The organism is Micromonospora sp. DT229 (assembly GCF_049844505.1).
In the GTDB taxonomy this organism is placed as follows: Bacteria; Actinomycetota; Actinomycetes; order Mycobacteriales; family Micromonosporaceae; genus Micromonospora.
In genome coordinates this window covers 44104-65016 of the sequence record NZ_JBNCLD010000015.1, presented here as the reverse complement: position 1 = coordinate 65016, position 20913 = coordinate 44104, and the positions used below count along the sequence as shown (strand labels likewise).

The following is a 20913-nucleotide window of genomic DNA, read 5'->3' as shown; positions in this document are numbered from 1 at the left end:
GACACCTGCCGCCCAACCACGGTTGCTACCGCTGCGATGGCACGGCTGGGGTCGCCGCGCCGTTCACGGAGGCCGCTGGTGGCGACGGGCAGGCAACATAGCGGCTGTCGGCGAACATCAGCGCCGGCCCGTCCGACAGGACGTCGAAGGCTTGGACAGCGCCGAACACGACGGCGTGGTCGCCGGCGACACGGACATCCACCACCTGGCAGTCGAAGTAGCTGACACCCTGCTCCAGGATCGGTGCCGAGGAGCACGGCGCCGGCCGCCAGTCGACGCCGGTGAAAGCGCCGGCCCCGGTCCCCCGGCGGGAGCTCGCGAACCAGTCGGCCACCGGCTGTTGGTGGGCGCCGAGCACCGTGACGGCGAAGATGCCCGACGAGTGAATCCGCTCGTAGGTGCGACAGGTCAAGCCGAGTGACACCAGCACCATCAGCGGTTCCAGTGAGACCGTGACGAACGAGTTGACCGTCATGGCGTGCGGCTGGGCGTCGTTGAGGGTGCTGACGACGGCCACCCCGGTCGGGAACCGGCCGGCGGCACGCCGAAAGCGGAGGCTGGTCGAGTCGGGGGTCCTGGTCGCCTGCGAGGTCATGGGGTCTCCGCCGATGTCAACGCGCGGAGCCGGTCGAGGTGCTCGAGACCTTCCATCACCTGGTCGGCGGGTACTCCGAAATCGATGAGGCAGGCGACCTCGTCAACCCCGGCCTTGGCGAAACGCTCGACGGTGTGATGTGCCTTCTCGACCGTGCCGAGCAGGCCACTCTCGTCGTAGTACCGGTCGAAGGCTCTCTGCACGAGCGCATCGATGTCGCGCTCCCGCAGCTTGGACGGATCGATCCGGCGGGCGGTACCGGTCTGCGAGCCGAGTAGCAGGCCGAGTGAGCTCCGCAGGTATGCACTGAGTGGCTCACGGACCAGATTGCGGACGTGGTCGTCGGGGCCCAGGAAGGTGTGCACCATGAGCACGACGTGACCGGGCCACCCGTCCGCGTCCGGCCGCTCGGCGATCGCTTCGCGATACGCCTCGATCTTGGTGGCGACGTCGTCCAGGTTCTGCCCCAGCAGATGCGTCAGGACCCCCGCGCCGATCTGCCCGGCGGCGCGGAAGGTTTCCGCCCCACCGGCACTGGTGATCCAGATCGGGATGTCGTGCTGTACGGGGGCCGGGAACGCACGCACCTCAGTGGCCGCGCCCACTCCGTCGGTGACCGGCATCGGCTCACCACGCCACAGCCGCCGCACCTGCTGGGCGTACTCCACAGTGAGCTCGCGGCGAGTCTGGTAGTTCTCCGGCCGCAACGCGAAGTCGACCGCGTGCCAGCCGGAGGCGAAGGAAACTCCGGCCCGACCTCCGGAGAGATTGTCGACCATCGCCCACTCCTCCGCGATACGCAGCGGGTGGTGCAGGGGGGCCACGACACTGCCGGCCCGCACCGCGACTCGCCGGGTGACCGCGGCGACGGCAGCCGCCGTCACAGCCGGGTTCGGATAGATCGCACCGAACGGGTGGAAGTGTCGCTCGGGAGTCCAGACGGCCGTGAAGCCGCGCTCGTCTGCGAATCTGGCTCCGTCGAGCAGCATCCGATAACGGTCGTGTCCGGCGTCGCGCTCGTCGCTGGCGAAGTAGAAGAGGCTGAAGTCCACCGGCATCTCCGTTCAGTTCGTGGGTGCGAGCGAGCGCACCATGTCCAACAGCCGGTCGTAGCTGGCGTCGAGGTCGCTCGACATGGCCAGCTCCCAGATCAGTCGGTCGGCGAGCAAGCTCCGCAGGTCGTCTTCGATTTCACCGAGGAGCACCGGATCGGCCTTACCGGTAGCGAAGTCGTCTCGGCATCGCTGCACCGCCTCATCGACGGTCAACGGCCGTATGGTGGCGTCTCCGCGCGCCAGGAACACCACGCTGTCCGGCACGACCGAGGACCGCAGCCTGGCGGTCAGCGGCCCGCTGATGGTCACGCGAAGCTTCTCGCCGTCATTGACCGGTGCGGTCACCGCCTGCGCCAGGTCCGCGTTGCCGGCGAGCTGCTCCGGGGCGACGTAGAGGGCCTGCGGGTAACCCCACAGCCGTCCTGGTACCTCGTCACGCAGGTCGCGGACCATGATGTCCTCGCCGACGAGTTCGGCGCCGTGCCGCAGAGCGGTGTGGACGAAGGTCGACTTGCCCATGCCGGTGGGCCCGCTGACCAGCACAGCGTGCCCGTCGGCGACGAATGCCCCGGCGTGCAGCGGGTAGAGCCGCGACGAGCGACACACCAGGTACAGCGCGAGTCGCTCGAAGATCCACCGACCCCACACGATCGGGTTCGTGAGGTCCGCCGCGCACAGGGTCACCCTGGCGACCCCCGCTGTCACGTCGAACTCGCACCTGGAGCCGCCCGTGTCGATGATGATCGGATCAGCGGCGATCACCTCCTCGGTGTGCGGCGGCTCCGCGGTGGCTCCGGCAGGATCGTCCACCACCCGGACGGCCAGCCTGAGGCTCGGCGCGTCCGCGCGTGGCGCGACCGGCGCGCCGAAGAAGGCGTCCACCACCGCAGCCGCGCGTGGATCCGCGACGCAGTGCACCGAGATTCCGTAGATCTCCCGGTAGGTCTCGTTCATCGCGCGGTCTCTTCCTGACGTGGGGGTGTACCGGGGACCGGGCCCATGCCGCTGTCCACGGTGGTGGCGGGCGCCACTGCGGCAACATCGTGGGCAGGAGGGCGGGTGCGTTCGGCCCAGCGCGCCACAAAGGGTGTGATCGCGCCTGCCGTGAACAGCAGTGCGCCGAAGATCAACCAGCCGGGGCGGCCGACGCCGATGATGAGGACCGCGGTGATCGCCGGGGTGACCATCTTGGCCACCTTTCCCCCCATACCGAACAGGCCCTGATACTGCCCCTGCGCGTGCTCCGGTGCGAGTTCGTACGACAGAGCCCAGGAACCGGCGGCGTAGAGCAGTTCCCCGAGCACGTGGATGAGCGCTCCGACGATGAGGACGACCACCGCCAGCCAAGCCGGCGCGCCGGCGGCGAGGGCGAAGAACCCGCAGCACACCGCCAGAAGCATCCCGGAGCGGCGCAGCGCCCGGGCACCGCCCTGGACGGTCTCCGCACCGGCGCTGGCCCGCACCTGAAACAGGATCACCATGATGGTGTTGACCAGGAGGATCGCCGAGAACACGGCGACCGGTGCGTCCGTTCGGTCTGCGATCCAGAGCGGCAAAGCCACCGTCAGCAGCCCGTCGTTCATGGCCAGGACCGCCGTCAGAGCAGTGACGGCGAGATATGGCCGGTCCTTGAGCACCAGCCCGACTGAGGCCTTCTCCTCGTGGCGGGTCACGTGCTCATTGCGCAGACGCAGGAAGAGCAGGGCGCCGAGGATGAAGGCGGCACCGCTGACCAGCAGCATCGTCCGGTAGGCGGTACCGGTGTTGAGCTGTAGCGCGACGCCACCCACCACCGTGCCCAGCGAGATGCCGATGTTGGTCACGGAGCGCAGGTAGGCCCGAGCCTTCACCCGCTGCTCCCGGGGAACCGCCTGGGCGACCAGCGCCCCCCGCGACGCGTCGGCTCCCGCCTCCGCACCGACGACGAGCGCGGCCAGGACCACGAAGCTCGTGAACCCGCCGACGAACGTGTACCCGCAGACCAACGCGCCCTGTAGGGCGACGAAGGCCATCGCGGTGTTGCGGGCGCCGAGCCGGTCGGCGACATGACCCGCCGGGATACTGATCAGCATGCCGAACGCGGCGGCGAGGGACAGGCCGAGCCCTACCCGGGTCGGCGAGATACCCACCGAGCGGATGAAGTACAGGACGCTGACGGAGAGGAGAATGCCGTTGCCGAATGTGCGGGCCAGGTTGCTGACGGCCAGCACCCGCACCGGCCCCTGCGGCGGGACGAGATGTTCGAGCAGTTTCACGTACGCACCCCCGCGGTCGGGCGTTCGGCTTCCGGTGACGGATCGGCCAGGAGAGCTAGCAGCCGGCCCCGGTCGACCTTGCCGTTGCTGTTGAGTGGAAACTCGGTGAGGCAACGGTAACGACGGGGGACCATATATACCGGGACCCGACGGCGTAGCCAGGTGAGCAGTTCGTTGTCGGCCACTCTCCCGCCGGTGTAGAACGCGGCCAGCACGACGTCCTCCCCCTGGGGAGCTGCGACGACGACGGCGTGGTCGACCGCGGGGTGGTGGCGCAGCGCCGCCTCGATCTCACCCAGCTCAATCCGGTACCCCCGGATCTTCACCTGGTTGTCCAGCCGACCCAGGTGCACGAGCTGGCCATGCTCCACCCGGACCCGGTCCCCGGTGCGGTAGTAGTCCGCCGCCGACGGAGTCCCCAGGGTCGGTGTGACCACCCCCCGGTCGTCGAGGGTGAAGAAACGGCCCCGGTCGTCCGCCGGATCGAGGTATCCGCTGAAACGTTGCTGCCCGCGCACCACCAACTCTCCCTCGCTGCCGGGGACCCCGTCCTCGTCGACGACGAGGTATTCCAGCGACGGGTAGACAGCGCCGATCGGCACGGTGTCGTTGGAGGTCGGCGGCCAGGTCTCCGGATCCGGATCCAAGCGGTACTCGCTGCACGCCAGGGTCAGTTCCGTGGGCCCGTACACGTTGTCGACGATCGCGCGCGGCGCGACCGCCCGCCACGCTCGGGCCTGGGTGTAGGTGAGCTGCTCGCCGCAGAAGATCGCGTACTTCAGTTCGGTCACCCGCCCCACCGGCAGGTTTCCGAGCCCACCGGTCACCGTGATGACGGAGGGGACGGAGAACCAGTGCGTGATCGCGTGCTCGACCAGGTAGTCGACCGGGCTCAGCAGCTCGTCGCGGGTGGGCACGATCAGGGCCGCACCGCCGCCCCAGGTGACGAAGAGGTCGAACACCGACAGGTCGAAGGTCAGGTCGAAGGTGTGCGACATCCGGCAGCCGGGGCGTACCCGGTAGCGGTCGATGTTGTGCGCGAGGTACCCGGACAGGTTGTGGTGGCGGATGGGCACCCCCTTCGGCTGCCCGGTCGAGCCTGAGGTGAACAGCACGTAGGCCACATCATCCGGCGAGGTGCGGTAGGGGGGCAGCGCATGCGTGACGTGCGCCGCCAGCAGCTCCTCGTCGGTGACGGTCAGCACCTGGGAATGCAGCTCGGCGGCGACCGCAGCGGCGACGGCCCCGTCGGACAGGACCAGGTCCACCTCGGCCAGCGCGCAGACGGTGGTGTTGCGAACGGCCGGGTAGCGCGGGTTGAGCGGGACGACGGCGGCACCGAGACGCTGTACGGCCAGGTAACCGGCGTACGCGACGATGCTGCGCGAGGCCAGGAGCGCGACCCGTCGGGGCACGGCGCCGTGCTCACGCACGATGTACGCGGCGATGGTGTCGGCGAGATCCGCCAGCCGCCGGTAGCTGATGGAGGACCGACGGATGCGCAACGCCTCGAAGTCCGGCCACCGTCGGGCCGACGCGGCGAACCACTCGTACAGGGTCTCCTCAGGTGAGAGCGCAGGTCCAGTCGGCTGCAACTTCGTCACCGCCCTCCAGGTCGACCGCGACAACGGTGATCGTCGTCGGCGCTAGCTGGGGCTGCGGCGACAGGTGCAGCCGTTGCAGGTCGTCCGCGGGAGGGAGCGCGGCCAGGCAGTCGCAGGGCCGCTCGTCGAAGCCGGCGAACCGGTAGGCGACCTCCATCATCCGGTTGCGGTCGCTGCGTCGGAAGTCGGCCACCAGGTGCGCGTCGGCACGAGCCGCCTGATCGGTCAGCCAACGCAGGATCACCGCGCCGGCGCCGAAGGCGACGACCCGGCATGACGTGGCGAGCAGCTTCAGGTGATAGACCCCGGGGTACCGCTCCAGGAGGATCACGCCGACGGCGCCGTGCGGGCCGAACCGGTCGGTCATCGACACCACCAGCACGTCGTGGCCGCCGCTGGCGACCATTGCCCGCAGTGTCTCCTCCGAGTAGTGCACGCCGGTGGCGTTCATCTGGCTGGTACGCAGGGTGAGCTCCTCCAGCCGCACGATGTCCGCGTCGGTGGCCCGATCGATGCGCATCCGCAGGTCGAGCGAGCGCAGGAACTCCTCTTCCGGTCCGTTGAAGCTGGCGCGCTCGTTGTCCCGCCGGTTGCTCGCCTGGTACATCTCACGGCGTCGCCGAGAGTCGGCGGTGATCACCGGCGGGTTGAACTCGGGCAGCTCGGCGAGGCGGAGGGCCTCCTCCGCCGGGTAGCACCGGACCTCCGGCAGGTGGAAGGCGACCTCCGCCCGCTCCGCCGGGTGATCGTCGATGAAAGCAATGGTGTGAAGGGCGAACTTCAACGTGTCCGCGATCTGACGCACCGCGTCCGACTTGCGCCCCCAACTGATCTGCGGAACGACGAAGTACTCCGCCAACCCGAGCTTCTCCAGCTGCGCCCAGGCCTCGTCGTGGTCATTGCGGCTGGCTACCGACTGCAGGATGCCCCGGGTGTCCAGATCGATGACGATCTGACGGATCTCGTCACTGAGGTGGACCTCACCGTCCTCGAGCAGAGTTCCCTTCCACAGCGTGTTGTCGAGGTCCCAGACGAGACACTTGATCGTGGCTGGGCCGTTGTCGAGGGTCATCACACCTCCCAGATGGTCGCCGACCAGGCGGCGACCGGGCTGTTGTTGAGCACCAGGACGAGGTCACCCTCGGCCACCTCGCCGGTGGCGAGCAGATCCTGAAGGTTGAGCACGACATCCATCGCGCCGAGGTGACCCCACCGGGCCAGGTTGTCTCGGCACACCCGATGGATGGGCAGGCCGAGCAGCGTCTCGTAGAAGTCGAAGGCGCTGGCAGTGACGTTCTGCATGAGAGTCGCGGCGACCGCGCCCTTGTCGACGCCCGCGTCGGCGAGCACTCCCTCGACCAGACGGCTCAGCCGCAGCCTGCTGTGCATCGCCAGGTCGAAGCGATAGCGGTCGGGCGAGAGGCACTCCTCGCGCCACTCGTACCAGGGGGCCTGCTTGTAGTCGACTCGGAAGAGGTCGTGGAAGGTGCCGTCGGTCTGCATGCGGTGAGCGCGCAGGACCGGCCGGCCACCGCGCACCATGGTCATGGCGTACGCGCCGTCACCGATCACCGCTACCGGGAACCGGATGCGATCCACCCCGGTGGGGCGGCTGCCGTGGGCGATCATGATGGTGTCGCGGCTGGAATCGGCAACCAGCAGGTCTCGGGCGAGTGCCCAGGCCACGCTGGAGCCGGTGCATCCCAGACCGTCTACTTCGAACGCGAAGGCCGAGGTCAGCCCGGCGTCGGCCTGCACCCGGCAGGCGTCCGAGCCGAGCAGAACGTCGGGTGAGCGTGGTGCGACGAGCAGAAGCATCTCCGGTGCCGGCGACCCGCCCGCCAACACCTCCCGGCACGCGTTCGCGGCCAGCTCCGCTGCCGTCGCATTCTCGAACAGCCCCACCGTCGACACCCCACTGCCACGGACGAACTCCGCCTCCTCATGGCCGAGGGTGGGGAACTCCGGCAGGTCGATGGCGTTCTGCTGTGTGTCGGGCAGCAGGCAGTGCACAGCCCCGATGCCGATGGCGGTCATGGCGTCACCGCCAGCGCGTGTTCGGCGAGCAGCAGCTGACTGATCTCGTTACTGCCCTCGATGATCTCCATGAGCTTCGCATCGCGATACGCCCGCGCGGTCGGGGTGCCGTCCACCGCGCCGGCGGAGGCGAGCACCTGCACGGCCGTCGCGGCACCCCGCGCGGCGCCGCGGGCGGCGACCTGCTTGGCGGCGACCACGGTGGCGGCGAGATCCAGCGAGTTGGTGTCCCAGCACAGGCTGGCGTGTTCGCACATACGGGTCGCCACCTGCTCGGCCACGAACAGCTCAGCGAGGTGCCGGGCGACCAGCTGGTGCTGGGCGAGCGGCTTGCCGAACTGTTCCCGGACCCGGGCGTGCCCGGTCGCGGCGACCAGGCAGGCACGCAGGATTCCCACGCACCCCCACGCCACCGACAGGCGGCCGTAGCTCAGTGCGGACGTGACGAGCCAGCTCAGCGGCTGACCCGCACCGCGCAGCACGTTCGCCGCGGGCAGCACGACCTCGTCGAGGGTCACCATCGCGTGCCCGGCCGCGCGACAGCCGAGCGGTTGGGCGATGCGTTCGACCCGCACGCCGGGCGAGGTGGTCGGCACCACCACGGCGGCGCCGCCGTCACCGTACCGACCGACAACCACCAGCAGATCGGCGTAGGCGGCACCGGTCACCCACACCTTCTGCCCGGTCACCACCGCACGGTCACCCTCGACGGTGACCCGGGTGCGCATGCCGGTCAGGTCACTTCCCGCGCCGGCCTCGCTGAACGCGACCGCCGCGGTGTCCCCGCCGGCCAGTCGGGTGAGGTACTCGCTGCGCTGCCCCTGGTCACCGAAGCGCTGGATGACCCAGGCGGCCATCCCCTGCGAGGTCATCAGGCTGCGCAGGGAGCTGCAGATGGCACCGACCCCTGCGGTGTACTCGCCGTTGTCCCGGCTGGAGAGCCCCAGCCCGCCGTAGGCGACGTCCACCTCGGCGCAGAGCCGCCCCTGCCCGGCCAGCTCCCGGATCACCGATCGGGGAATCTCACCGTCCCGGTCCCAATCGTCGGCGCGGCCGGCGACAAGGTCGGCGACGGTGCGGGTCAGGTCGTCACCCACCTGCCGCCTCCGAGCGCAGTCGCCGCACCAGTGCGGTGATCCGATCGACCGTGCGGAAGGTGTCCAGCCGCAGGTCGTCTCCACCGACCACCACGCCGAAGTGGTCCTCGACGTACGCCACAAGTTCCATCGCGAACAGCGACGACACCAATCCGGAGGCGAACAGGTCGCGGTCCGGCTCCAGGTCTGTCTTCGTCCGGGCCGACAAGAAGGCCAGCAGTTCCGACTGCACCCAGGCGTCGGTGCTCTGGTCGATTGACGCGGTCATGACGGGGTGCCTCCGTACTCGAAGAAGCCCTGGCCGCTCTTTCGGCCGAGCTTGCCTTCCCGAACCATGCGTTGCAGCAGCTCCGCCGGCTGGTACCCGGCGTCGCCCGTGCGTTCCTGTAGGACCCAGAGGGAGTCCACTACGTTGTCCAGGCCGATGAGGTCGGCGGTCGCCAGCGGGCCGGTGCGGTGACCCAGGCAGCCGACGAAGAGCGCGTCGACGTCGGCTGGGGTACTCACCCCCTCCTCCACGAGGTGCGCCGCCCGGTTGATGCTCCACTGGAGGATGCGGTTGATGACGAAGCCGGGCGCGTCACCGACCACGATCGGTTCCCGGGTGACGCTGGTCAGCAGGTCCAGGCCGCGTTCCAGCGCGGTGGGACTGGTGCGCCGGCCCCGAATCACCTCGACCGCCCGGATGATGTACGGCGGGTTCATGAAGTGCGCACCGAGGACGTCGGCCGGCCGGGCCGCCGCCTCAGCGAGTTCGTCGACCGGGATCCCCGAGGTGTTGCTCAGCACCGGAGTGCCGGGTGCCACGACCTTGGTGACCTCGGCCAACACCTCAGCCTTCAGGTCGGCCCGTTCGGTGACGCACTCCACGACGGCGGTGGCCTCGGCCAGGTCACCGACCAGCCCGGTCGTCACCAGCTCGCCGGCCTGCGCACCGCGCGGCAGGCCGCCCATCATCTGGCCCAACCGCGTCAGGCGGAAGACCTCCGACCGTGCCCGGTCCAGCTGAGCCTCGTCGATGTCGATCAGCACAGTGGGTATGCCGTGGCCGACCGCCAACGCGGCGATGCCGGTACCCATGGTCCCGGCACCGACCACGGCGAGCCGGTGTGCGAATGCGGTGCTGGTCACGGCGCCCCCACTTCGATCTTCTCGGCGGACTCGACGTCCTCGGCGATCAGCTCGCCGAACTTGGTGGTGGTGCGGGCGAGGAAGGTCAGGCAGCGGCGCAGCAGGTCACCGGTCGGTGCCGGGTCGAGACCGCGGGCGGCGAGCCACCGCCGCCACGCGACCGCCTCCAGGCCGCGCTCGCCGAGGGCGTGGCCTTCCAATTCGTAGAGGGCCATGGTGGCTAGGAGTTCGTTGCCGGTGGCCAGGGAGCGGTCGGCGACCCGCCGCTGCCACTCCTCAGGCGTGACCGCAGTGGTGGGAAGCCCGACCTCGGTGAGCAGCGCGAAGAGGCGTTGTGGGCTAACCGCGACCTCGTCGGTCAAGTGGTACACCCGACCTGCGGAGCCCGGGTCGAGGGAGAGCTCGGCGATCGCCCGGGAGACCAGGTCGACCGGGGCCATGGGCATGGCCCGGTCGTCCATCGGGTGCGCCCCCACCGCCAGGCCGCTGGCGGCGATGTGCCACACCAGGTCCTTGTGGTTGCAGGCGCCGGTCTCGGTGGAACCGAGGATGAATCCGGGACGGAAGATGCGGACCCGCATGCCGTCGGTCTCGCTCCGTTCGAGGATCCGCTCGCACACCCACTTGCCCACGCCGTACCCGCCCTGCTGGGGGTCCAGCGGCTGCTCCCGGGTCTCCAGGATCCGGCCGTCCGCGCCCAGCGCGTGATGGGTCGCGGCCACAGTGGAGACGAAGCCGAAGTCCGCGATGCCATGCCGGCGCATCCAGCGCAGCAGTTCCACCATCGTCAGCACGTTGTCGGTACGCAGCACCCGGTAAGGCTCGGTGAACACCACCTTCGCGGCGCAGTGCACGACCGTGCCGACGCGTCGAGCCAACTCGCCGTCCCGGTACGTCTCACACAGGGTGCCCACGTCACTGAGGTCGCCGAGGACCAGGTGGACCCGGGACCGGTCCGGCGCCGGCAGGAGAAGGGAGGTGGCAGCAGCGTCAAGCCGGGCCCACGCCTGATCCTCGTCCTCGGCACGCACGATGCAGTAGATCCGGCCGGCACTCGCCTTGAGCAGCTCGTGCAGCAGGAACGTACCGAGGAAACCGGTAGCGCCGGTGAGGAGCACATCGGTGCCGGCGGCCGGGCGCGGGTTGACCTCGCCCAGGGGCAGTTGCAGATCGAGGTCGATCAGCTCCCCGTCGCCGTCCGCGATCGGATCGATGTCGTCGGCCCCCCGTGCGGCACCGGCCCGGACCCCCCGGACGATCTCGCCGATGCGACGGACCGTCGCTCGGCTGCCGCCGGCGCGGTGCAGGTTCACCAGCACCCCCAAGCGTCGCTGCACCTCCAGCGCCATCTGCACCGAAAGCAGGGAAGAGCCGCCCAACGCACCGAATTCGTGGTCGACGCCGATGCCCTCGACGCCGAACAGCTCACGCCAGATCGCCAGCAGTTCGTCCTCGACCTCACCGGAGCCCGGGCTGGCCGGCATCGCCGGAGCGGGTCCGGTGGCCGGGGCGGAGGCCTCCGCAGCAGACGGGTACCGGTCGAGGATCCAGTGCCGCCGACGGGTGAACGGGTACGTCGGCAGCGCCACCCGCCGTCCGGTGCCGCGACTCAGTGGCTCCCAGTCCACCCGTACGCCGTGCAGCCAGGCGGCGGTGACAGCCGCTTCGATCTGTTCGTCGTCCGCGTCAGCAGGCAGGACGTATCGATCGGTACCGGCTTCCCCGGCCCCGACCTGGATGAGGAACCGACCGGGCGGTACCACGTCGGGAACCCTGTCGGTGACCTCGCAGTCGGCGCCGAAGACCTGCCGGAGCCGCTCCACGACAGCGCTCGACGATCCGCCAGCCACCACGGTGACCGCTCGTTCGGTCGAGGTAACGGTACGTGCGGCCGGCGGCCGGGGCAGCCGTAGCGTGGCCGCCAACCGCTCCGGTGGCGCGACGACGGCGCGGCGCACATCGAAGTCGTGGCGTCCCACCCGCAACGTGTGCGCGACGTCGGCCGGAGGCAGCTCACCCTGTTCCAGCCGGTCAGCGAGATTACGGGACATGGCGTCCAGTTCGCTGCGGTTGCGGGCGGAGAGCACCAGCGTGATCGTCGGCCGGACGGGCGCGCTGGGCCGCACCGGCGCGGGGGGCGGCGCCAGGACCACGGCGGCGTTGGTACCACCGAGGCCCATCGAGTTGACCAGGACGAGTCGCGCCGGGTCGGCGGTGTGCCCTGCCTCGGTGCTGACGAAGAACGGACTTTCGGCGAGCATGCCCGGGTGGCGCGGATGCCGGAACAACGGGTGCGGGGGAAGGTTGCCGGTCCGCACGACATGCACGGCCTTGATGAGGCCCGCGATGCCGGCAGCCGGCCCCGGGTGGCCGATGTTCACCTTCACCGAACCCAGCCCGCAGTAACCGGTGTCGGCACCGTAATGACGCAGGCCATCGCTGAGCCCGCGCAGTTCGATCTGGTCACCGAGCGCGGTGCCCGAGCCGTGGGCCTCGACGTAGCGTAAATCGCGGCCAGAGGCGTCGGCGACCCGCAGCGCCCCGCTGACCACGTCGGCGACCCCGGACGGGCTCGGCGCGGTGAAGCCGGAACGGGCGGACCCGTCGTTGCCCACCGCGGAGCCGCGAACCACCGCCAGAACGTTGTCGCCGTCGGCGAGCGCGTCCGTCAGCCGCCGCAGCACCACGACCCCTACCCCGGAGCTGAACGACGTGCCGGTGGCCCGGGAGTCGAAGGCGCGGCAGAAGCCGTCCTCCGACATCAGCCCACCGGCCTGGTAGCGGTAGCCCATCACCGGCTCCAACACGGTGGCACCACCGGCCAACGCGATGTCGCACTCGCCGGACAGCAGGCTGAGCACTGCGTAGTGCAGGGCGTACAGCGACGACGAACAGGCCGTCTGGACGCCGACGCTCGGCCCCCGCAAGCCCAGCTTGTACGCCACTCGGGAGCTGAGGAAGTCGCCGAGGCCACCGAGGTGCAGCCCCATGTCGTCCACTGCGGCAGCCAAGCCCGACTCGCGCACCTTCGCGGCGAACACGGCCGAGGAGTACGTGCTCGACGCGCCCCCGGCGAAGACGCCGGTCACCGGCCCGTCGGGACGGGCGGGATGCCCGGCGGACTCGAGCGCCTCCCAGCATGCCTCGAGGAACAGTCGCTGCTGGGGGTCGATCAACTCCGCCTCGGCGGGCGGATAGTTGAAGAACTCCGAGGCGAAGTCCGCCGCATCCGGCAGGGTGGCGGCGACCCGGACGAACGCCGGATCCCGCAGGCTGTCGTCGCTGACCCCGGCCGTCCGAAGAGTCTCCTCGTTCAGCGGCCGGGTGGACACCACCCCGCTGTCCAGGTTGCGCCAGAACGTCTCCGGTGTGGTTGCGTCGGGAAACCGGCAACCGACTGCCACGATCGCGATGTCGGTGCTGCTCACTGGCTGTCCTTCGGGTCACGGCGGGCGCGATTGAACAGGGCTGAGCGCTCGCCGGGCCCCACCTTCGCCCGGGTCACCGGAGCACGGCCACCGCAGATGAGGTCGGCCTGCGCCACGACGGTGGTGTGCTGGAACAGGTCGGCGGCGTCGAGCCGGCCGTCCGCGAGCGGATTGAGCTGATCGAGCAGCAGGATCAGCAGCAGCGAGTCGCCGCCGGCCTCGAAGAAGGACACGTCCAGTGGCACGTGCGCCACGTCGAGGACCTGTTCCCAGGCGCGCCGCACCTTCTCGACGATCTCTGATTCGACGATTACCACGAGCTCTCCTTCGTGACTCCAGCGTTCAGATCGGTGGTGAGGTCTGTGACGCAGCGCTCGAGGCTGTCGAGCAGGGCGTCGATGGTCGCGGCGTCGAACAGGCCGGTCGCATAGGTCGCGGTGTACGAGACGCTGTCCGGTAGGTCGGTTGCGACAAGCTCCAGCTCGTACTTCAGGTGCAGCGGGACGAGCTGGCGGAACCGCACGGTGGCGTCCGGCCCGAAGTCGGGGACGGCCGGAGGGGCATCCAGAGCGGCGAGGTACACCGGTGTGACAGGTGGGCGGCTCAGATCCCGCCCGGGGTGGATGGCGGCGGCCACCACGTCGAACGGCACCGCAGAGGCGCGGTAGGCGGTCATCGCGCTGTCCCGCACCCGGCCCAGCAGCTCTCGCCAGCTGGGCTCGCCCCGCAGGTCGACCCGCAGCACGAGGGTGTTGACGAACATCCCGACCGCGTGCGCGGTCTCGCCCGTCTCGCGGCCCAGCCACGGGAACGCGAACAGGAAGTCCCGCTGCCCGCTGGACCTGGCCAGCACCGCCCCCAGGAGGGCCGCGGTCGTCATGAAGGTGGTGACGCCCAGGTCGTTCATGGTTTCGCGCAGCCGCGCCGCGAGCCCCTCATCGAGGGTGCGAATCCGGGTCGCGGCGGCAGTCGATTGAACGGCGGGTCGTGGCCGGTCATGCCGCAGCTCGATGTCGGTGGGCGCGCCGCGCAGGTGAGCCACCACCGACTCCACCGCCGGCACCGGGCGACCGGTTAGCACTGCGCCGGGATGAATCGCCGGCGGCAGGTCAGCGGTGGCCCCGCCTCGGCGGGCCCGGTAGACCGCCGCGATCTGGTCGAGCAACTCGGCTTGGCCCCAGCCGTCGATCACGATGTGGTGGATGGCCAGGATGAGCAGCACCCGCTCCTCGCCGACGATGAAATCGGCGCGGGCCGGTGCCTGCTCCGCCAGGTCGAACGGGCTCCAACAGGCGGTCGCGAGGTGCGCGGCCAGCCGCTGCTCGTCCCAGCCCCGCGCGGAGGTGATCTGTAGCGGTGGAGGCGGGCCGTCGGTGGTGTAGACCACCGCGCGTGCTGTGGTGTCGAGCCTGAACCGGGAACGCAGCGCCGGATGCCGTGCGAGCACGTGCCGGGTGGCCTCGGCGAGCAGTTCCACGTCGCGGTCACCGAATCCGGCGGAGTCGAACTCGAGCACGGTCGGTGCGAGGTACGCAGAACGCAGTTGCTCCACCCGGTCGATCAGCCAGAACCGGCGCTGCGCCGAGGAGGCCGGGTACACCCCGTCGGACGCCGGGGCTGCGGCTGCCACGGATCGCCCGCCGGCGAGGAGCCGGCCGAGACCGGCGACCGTGGGTTCGGCGAGGAACTCCCCGAGCGACAGCGGGTGGCCCACCTCCCGTTCGGCGGCGGCGAGCATGTTGACGGCCAGCAGCGAGTGGCCACCGAGCACGAAGAAGTCCGTGTCCGACGCGAGCGCCGGGGCGTCGACCGGACGCCGGCTCTGTCCGGTGCCGGCCAGTGCGGTGGCGAAGATCCGCGCAGCGCGCAGTTCGTCCCCGTGCAGTTGCACGCTGGTTGCGGCCGCGTGGGGCAGTCGCACATCCCGCATCCCACGCAGCGCCGTCAGGTCGGCCTTGTCGTTGACGGTCATGGGGATCGCCGGCACGGCGTACACGTCGGTCGGCAGCACGGCCGGCGGCAGCCAGCGCTGCAGGGGGCGCAGGACATCCTCCCGGCTCGACGGCGCGTCGACGTCGTCGAGTTCGACAAATGCCACGAGTCGACGAGGTTCCCCCTCGGCGAGGACCACCGCGCCGCGGATGCCGGGTTGCTCCTCGATGAGCCGCGCGACCTCGTTCGGCTCCACCCGGTGGCCCAGAATCTTCACCTGGTCGTCCACCCGCCCGAGGCAGAGGATGGCGCCGTCCTGGCGCAGCACCGCGCGGTCGCCGGTGGCGTACATCCGGGCGCCCGGCTCGTCGCAGTACGGGTCGGGCCGGAACGCCGCCGCCGTCAGCTCCGGCTGCCCGAGGTAGCCCAGGGCGATGCCGGTACCCGCCAGATACAGCTCACCGGGGACTTCCCTGGGCAGTTCCTCCCCATACGGCCCGAGCACGTACGCGCGGGTGTTGGGCAGCGGACCGCCGATCGGCGGCCGTTCCTCGGCGAGGTCGACCGGTGCGAACGTGCCGATGCAGGACGCCTCCGTGGGGCCGTAGATGTTGCGGACCTCGACCCCCCACGCCTCGCTGCAGTCCCTGGCGAGCTGACGGGTGACCGCCTCACCGCCGAGGTAGAGCGTGCGCAGCGTGGTCGGGCCACCTTCGTCACTGTCCAACATCGCCCTGGCCAGGCTGGGGGTCATCGAGGTCACGGTCGCCCCGAGCGGGCCGCGTATCAGGCGGGTGAGTGCCCTCGGGTCGCGCCGCTCGAGGTCGTCGGCGTAGACCAGGGTGGCACCGCTGACCAGGGTGCGGAACGCTTCGAAGGTCGCCCCGTCGAACGCCGTCGACCAGGTGCACAGCACCCGGTCCTCCACGGTCAGCGTGGTGTCGGCGGCCCACCACAGCGCCGTGTTGAGCAACCCGCGATGCGGTACGAGCACCCCCTTGGGCCGACCGGTGGTGCCGGAGGTGTAGATGACGACCGCCGGGTCGTCAGGTTCGGTGCCCACGGCCGCCGGCAACCCGTCCGCCCCCCGCAGGTCCTCCAGAAGCGTGCGGTCCACGGCCAGTTCGTCGAGCATCGACCGGCCCGCCTCGTCGGTGAGCACCACTCGTGCGTCGAGCTCGCTGAGGATGTGGCGCAGCCGATGCTTCGGGGTGTCCAGGCTCAACGGGGCGAATGCCGCGCCACTGCGCAGAACGCCCAGGCAGCCGGCCACGAGGGCGCCGCCGCGCGCGGCGAGCACCGGCACGAAGTGACCCCGACCGGTCCCCCGGCCCTGCAGGTGGGACGCGACCGCGCCGGACCAGGCGTCGAGGCCAGCCGACGAGAGACTGGTCTGGCCGACGCGCACGGCGGTCATGTCGCGGGAGCGCAGTTGCGCTACGACCAGGTCCGCGATGGTGGTCACGCCACTCCCCCGATCATGGCCGCACGGGCTCCAGCGAGGTCGCTGACCGGGCCGACCAGCACGCAGGGCGGCACGAGGTCTGGCTCCCGTCTGGTGAGGGGCAGATGGCACACCCGTTGGTCGGGGTCGGCCACCGCGGCGGCGAGCAACACCTGAAAGTGCCCGGCGAACTCGACGGCGAGATCGGAGGAGTACATGTCGTCGGCATATTCGACGGTGCCGACGATGGCGTCCGGCCGTTCCTCGAGGATGAGGAGCAGGTCGAACTTCGCCGTCCCGGTGGGAAGCTGGACCGGCGCCCGCCAACGCGGTCGGACGGAGTCCCAGGCCGGCATGTTCTGCAGCGCGAAGCCGACCTGCACCAGCGGGCCGTTGCCGCCGATCTCCGCACTGAGCTGGTCGAACGGGATCAACTGATGGGTCAGCGACCGGAAGGCCTCCTTGCGGACCTCGCCGCAGAGGGCACTGAACGAATCCTCCGCCTGAGGCGCGCAGCGCAGCGGAACCGTGTTGACGAAGAAGCCGACCAGCTTCTCCGTGGCCGGATGGGGCCGGTTGGCCGTGACCGTACCGACGAGGAACTCGCCTCGTCCCGACCAGCGCCGCAGCACCTCCTGGTAGGCCGCGAGCAGAACGACGAAGGGGGTCACGCGCAGCCGGGCCGCGAGGCGGTGGACGTCGGCGCGCAGCGGGTCGCCGACCTCGAACACCACCTGCCCGCCCGGACGGGTCTGGGCCCCGCCCCGGCGTGCCTCCCCCAGCCCGAGCACCAGCGGACTGGCGTACGGGCGCAACTCGGCGGCGCGGGCGGTGAGCCGCTTGCGGGCGGCGTCGCCCCCGGTGACCTCACCGTCCCAGACGGCGAAGTCGATGTACCGAATCTCCGGCTCGGCCAACTCGACGGGACGCCCGGCGAGCACCGCGCCGTACGCATCCTCCAAATCGGCGAAGAACACCGACAGCGACCAACCGTCGATGGCGATGTGGTGGAAGGTGATCAGCGCGGCGTCTCCCCCGGGTACGCCCTGCCACACCCGGCAGCGCACCAGAGTTCCACCCGCGAGGTCGAATGGCTCGCACGCCGCTGCGGCGGCCTCGGCGTGCAGTCGGTCTTCGGGGTTGGGGTCCCCCGTCAGATCCACCACGTCCAGACGAGGAGTCACGCTCTGCGTCACTTCCTGGACGGGCTGACCCTCGACGAGGTGATACCGGGTTCGCAGCACCGCGTGTCGGTCGACCACCGCGGTCAGCGCGGCAGACAGCGCCGCCGGATCGAGCGGCTCGAGCCAACGCAGGAGAAGCGGCACGTGGTACGTGGCGGCGCCGGGGTCGGCTGCGTCGATGAACCACAGGCGCTGCTGGGCGTGCGACAGCGGGGCCTGGGACAGACCGGTGCGTCGCAGGACTGGTTCGACATTCGCTGTGATCACGATGATTCCCGCTGAAGATCGAGGTGACTGGTGAGGGGCGTCCTCGCCCCGGATCGAAGGGACCTGGCCAGGTCGGCCATGGAATCCGCCAGCAGTACGTCCGCCGCCTCGACCTCGACCGACAGTTGTTGCTGAAGTCGCGACATCACCTGTACGGCCAGGATCGAGTTGCCGCCGAGGTCGATGAAGTTGTCCCCGGGGGATACGCCGGGCCGGCCGAGAACCTCGCGCCAAATCGCCCGCACCTGTTGGAGTACCGGGTCGTCCGTGTCCGGCGTCGGCTCCAACTCCCGGGCCTCGGCGTCGAGCAGTGCCCGTAGGTAGTCACGGTCGACCTTCCCGGTGGCACCGACTGGCAGGTGGGTCAGCTCGATCCACCGCGCCGGCACCATGTAATCCGGCAACCGCCGGCCGAGTGCCTCGTTCAACGCGGGCATGTCGACGGACGCATTGGCCGGGGGCAGCACGAAGCCGACGAGCATGGCCGAGGCCCCCTCCCCCACCCGCTCGACAAAAGCTGCGGCGGCCAGGCCGGTGCCGGTCGCGGCTCGCTCGATCTCCTCCAGTTCAATGCGGTAACCCCGCATCTTGATTTGGCGGTCGCGCCGGCCGAGCAGCTCTACTGCCCCGTCGGATCGCCGACGAGCAAGGTCACCGGTGCGGTACATGATTCGTCCGGTCCGTGGGTCCGGAACGAAGCGCTGAGCGGTCAGGTCGTCCTGGCCCAGGTATCCGGTGGCGACGCCGGGGCCACCGATCCACAGTTCGCCGACCTCGTCGTCGCCCACCCCATGCCCATCCTCATCCACGATGGACAGGTCGGTGTTCTCCAGTGCGAAGCCCACCGGGACCCGATCGAGGCCGTCCAGGGTGGCGGGCGTACAGGTGAAGAAACTGGCGAAAGTTGTCGTCTCGGTGGGCCCGTAAACGTTGATCAACCGCTTCGGCGGATCGGCGGCCAGCACGGCGCGTGCCGCGCCGATCTCCAGTTGCTCGCCACCCACCAACAGATCCCGCACCGACCGGAACGCGTCCGGCCGCTCGCGGGCGACCGCATGGAACAGCGATGTGGTCAGGAACATCGTCGTGATCTGGAGCCGCCGGGTCTCCTCGACCCAGCTCTCGATCCCAAGGTCGGTAAGGGCGGGCAGCACCACGACGGTGGCACCAGCGCACCAGGTGCTCCAGATCTCGAAGGTCGTCGCGTCGAACGCCGGGTTGGAGGAGTTGGCCACCCGGTCGCCGGGGGCCAGCGGGCAGTAAGGCTGGTCCTGCACCAGTCGGCGCACCGCCCGGTGCGGGATGACGACACCCTTTGGCCGGCCGGTGGACCCCGAGGTGTACGCCACGTAGATCGGATCGTCAGCGCTTCGCGTGCGTGATGCACCGGCCTCGCCGACCTGCCCAGTCCGCCGGGTCCACTCGACGGTCAGCGCCCCGTTCTGCACGTCGACCACCGCGCGGGCGGCCGTCTCGTCGAGAATCGCGCTGATCCGCTCGGCCGGCGCGTGCGCGTCCAGCGGTACGTACACGGCGCCGGCCCGGACGATGCCCAGGACAGCGACAAGCAGATCGAGCGAACGGGGCCCCCGTACAGCGACGTACTCACCGGCAGCGACACCGCCGCCGGCCAGCCGGTCGGCGACCCCACCGGCGCGCTCCCACAACTGCGCATAGGTCAGGACCGTTGATGTGCCGTCGCATGCGGCAGGCGCGGCGGGTTGGACGGCGGCCCACTGCTGCACCAGGCATGCGACATTCTGATCTGCGACATCGTTGTCTCGATTCACCTCGGCGCCCCCATCCGCTCGGTCAACCCGACGCCCAATGGTGGAATCGACGTGCACCGTTCAGGCACCGTTCACGCATCGATCGTGCACGGTTCAACACGTTGGGGTAATGCACTCAGGCGAAGGAGCACCTATGATCTGACCGATACCCAGGCAGGTCAGGTTGATCAATTCACGTGTCGCCAGGTTAGGTTGGTCATGTCACGTATAGCGCTTCTCGGCCTCGGCCGTATGGGCAGCCAGATGGCTCTCCGGTTACTCGACGAGGGCCATCAGCTGACCTTGTGGAATCGAAGCGGGGTTCCCGACGTTCTGCGAGGAACCGACGCCACCGCGGCGCCGACGCCAAGTGAGGCGGTGCGAGGGGCCGAAATCGTCATCACGATGCTGACCGACGGGGCGGCGGTCAGCGACGTGCTCTTCGGCTCGAACGGGGCTGTCAACGGGCTGAGTCCGGAGGCGGTGCTGGTCGACATGTCCACCATCGGTCCCGCCGCCGTCGCTGAGTTGCGCGCGCGACTCGCACCACAGCTGCGGTTCATCGACGCACCCGTGCAGGGCAGTACGCCCAAGGCCCGCGCCGGCGAGTTGGTCATCCTTGCCGGTGGCGCTCCGGTCGACGTCGACCATTGCCGACCTGCCCTCGAGTCGCTCGGAAAGCTGCGTCATCTGGGAGCACTCGGGGCGGGTGCGGCGGCGAAGCTCGTGGTCAACCTGGCTCTCGGTAGCTCGTTCGTTGTACTCGGCGAGGCGCTCCGGCTCAGCGATCGGCTCGACCTCGATGCCGAGATGATGCTGGACGTGCTCACCGGGACCGCCGTGGGTTCCCTGGTCCCGAGGTTGCGCGCCCGCCTGTCGAACCCTGACGCGCCCACACAGTTTTCGGTGGGCCTCGCCGCCAAGGACCTACGCCTGGTCGGTGCCACCGGAGCGCTCGACGACGGCGCGGTCGCAGGCGCGGAGCGCATGCTGACCGCAGCAGCGGACGCCGGCTACGGTGAGATGGACATCACAGTCCTCCCCGCTTTTCTGCGCGGCGGGAAGGATCACTAAAGCGATTCGGGCGATTTTGTGTCATTGCGCGACTAGCAGAT

16 protein-coding genes are annotated in these 20913 nt (G+C 69.9%); 1 reads left to right on the top strand and 15 read right to left on the bottom strand.

Annotated features, from left to right (window positions below):
• Positions 1-25: 25 nt before the first annotated feature.
• From ACLQ2T_RS21635 to ACLQ2T_RS21565, 15 genes are read right to left on the bottom strand one after another with little or no spacing between them, the layout of a single operon-like run.
• Positions 26-595: a flavin reductase family protein gene (locus ACLQ2T_RS21635; protein WP_425768172.1), complete on the bottom strand. Its 570-nt coding sequence runs from the start codon at positions 593-595 to the stop codon at positions 26-28.
• Entirely contained in the window at positions 592-1647 is a 1056-nt protein-coding gene (locus ACLQ2T_RS21630) for a MupA/Atu3671 family FMN-dependent luciferase-like monooxygenase (protein WP_425768171.1), read from the bottom strand. Before ACLQ2T_RS21630 ends, ACLQ2T_RS21635 begins: the two co-directional genes overlap by 4 nt.
• A 12-nt stretch (positions 1648-1659) precedes the next feature.
• Positions 1660-2604, bottom strand: a complete 945-nt coding sequence (locus ACLQ2T_RS21625; RefSeq protein WP_425768170.1) for a hypothetical protein — start codon at positions 2602-2604, stop codon at positions 1660-1662.
• Positions 2601-3905 carry an MFS transporter gene (locus ACLQ2T_RS21620; protein WP_425768169.1) on the bottom strand — a complete coding sequence of 435 codons (1305 nt, stop codon included), beginning with the start codon at positions 3903-3905 and terminating at the stop codon, positions 2601-2603. Before ACLQ2T_RS21620 ends, ACLQ2T_RS21625 begins: the two co-directional genes overlap by 4 nt.
• The gene (locus tag ACLQ2T_RS21615) at positions 3902-5509 is read right to left on the bottom strand and encodes an amino acid adenylation domain-containing protein (RefSeq protein WP_425768168.1); all 1608 of its coding nucleotides are present in this window, start codon (positions 5507-5509) and stop codon (positions 3902-3904) included. The genes ACLQ2T_RS21620 and ACLQ2T_RS21615 overlap by 4 nt, the downstream gene beginning before the upstream one ends.
• Positions 5469-6581, bottom strand: coding sequence for an HAD-IIIC family phosphatase (locus ACLQ2T_RS21610; RefSeq protein ID WP_425768167.1), 1113 nt, complete (start codon positions 6579-6581; stop codon positions 5469-5471). The genes ACLQ2T_RS21615 and ACLQ2T_RS21610 overlap by 41 nt, the downstream gene beginning before the upstream one ends.
• Positions 6581-7546 carry a 3-oxoacyl-[acyl-carrier-protein] synthase III C-terminal domain-containing protein gene (locus ACLQ2T_RS21605; protein ID WP_425768166.1) on the bottom strand — a complete coding sequence of 322 codons (966 nt, stop codon included), beginning with the start codon at positions 7544-7546 and terminating at the stop codon, positions 6581-6583. The genes ACLQ2T_RS21610 and ACLQ2T_RS21605 overlap by 1 nt, the downstream gene beginning before the upstream one ends.
• A complete protein-coding gene (locus ACLQ2T_RS21600) occupies positions 7543-8643 on the bottom strand; it encodes an acyl-CoA dehydrogenase family protein (protein ID WP_425768165.1) in 1101 nt (366 codons plus the stop codon). Before ACLQ2T_RS21600 ends, ACLQ2T_RS21605 begins: the two co-directional genes overlap by 4 nt.
• Positions 8636-8911 (bottom strand): acyl carrier protein, encoded by a 276-nt coding sequence (locus ACLQ2T_RS21595; protein ID WP_425768164.1) that lies wholly within the window; start codon positions 8909-8911, stop codon positions 8636-8638. The genes ACLQ2T_RS21600 and ACLQ2T_RS21595 overlap by 8 nt, the downstream gene beginning before the upstream one ends.
• Complete coding sequence (locus ACLQ2T_RS21590; protein ID WP_425768163.1) at positions 8908-9774, bottom strand: 3-hydroxyacyl-CoA dehydrogenase family protein; 867 nt, start codon at positions 9772-9774, stop codon at positions 8908-8910. The genes ACLQ2T_RS21595 and ACLQ2T_RS21590 overlap by 4 nt, the downstream gene beginning before the upstream one ends.
• Entirely contained in the window at positions 9771-13202 is a 3432-nt protein-coding gene (locus ACLQ2T_RS21585) for a thioester reductase domain-containing protein (RefSeq protein WP_425768162.1), read from the bottom strand. The genes ACLQ2T_RS21590 and ACLQ2T_RS21585 overlap by 4 nt, the downstream gene beginning before the upstream one ends.
• A complete protein-coding gene (locus ACLQ2T_RS21580; RefSeq protein WP_327025207.1) occupies positions 13199-13519 on the bottom strand; it encodes a phosphopantetheine-binding protein in 321 nt (106 codons plus the stop codon). The genes ACLQ2T_RS21585 and ACLQ2T_RS21580 overlap by 4 nt, the downstream gene beginning before the upstream one ends.
• Positions 13513-16599 carry an amino acid adenylation domain-containing protein gene (locus ACLQ2T_RS21575; RefSeq protein ID WP_425768161.1) on the bottom strand — a complete coding sequence of 1029 codons (3087 nt, stop codon included), beginning with the start codon at positions 16597-16599 and terminating at the stop codon, positions 13513-13515. The genes ACLQ2T_RS21580 and ACLQ2T_RS21575 overlap by 7 nt, the downstream gene beginning before the upstream one ends.
• Positions 16596-18029 (bottom strand): condensation domain-containing protein, encoded by a 1434-nt coding sequence (locus ACLQ2T_RS21570; protein WP_425768160.1) that lies wholly within the window; start codon positions 18027-18029, stop codon positions 16596-16598. Before ACLQ2T_RS21570 ends, ACLQ2T_RS21575 begins: the two co-directional genes overlap by 4 nt.
• Positions 18026-19774, bottom strand: a complete 1749-nt coding sequence (locus ACLQ2T_RS21565) for a non-ribosomal peptide synthetase (protein ID WP_425768159.1) — start codon at positions 19772-19774, stop codon at positions 18026-18028. Before ACLQ2T_RS21565 ends, ACLQ2T_RS21570 begins: the two co-directional genes overlap by 4 nt.
• Between ACLQ2T_RS21565 and ACLQ2T_RS21560 the strand changes: the two genes are divergently transcribed.
• Positions 19751-20872: an NAD(P)-dependent oxidoreductase gene (locus ACLQ2T_RS21560; RefSeq protein WP_425768158.1), complete on the top strand. Its 1122-nt coding sequence runs from the start codon at positions 19751-19753 to the stop codon at positions 20870-20872. The genes ACLQ2T_RS21565 and ACLQ2T_RS21560 overlap by 24 nt on opposite strands.
• Positions 20873-20913: the final 41 nt, after the last annotated feature.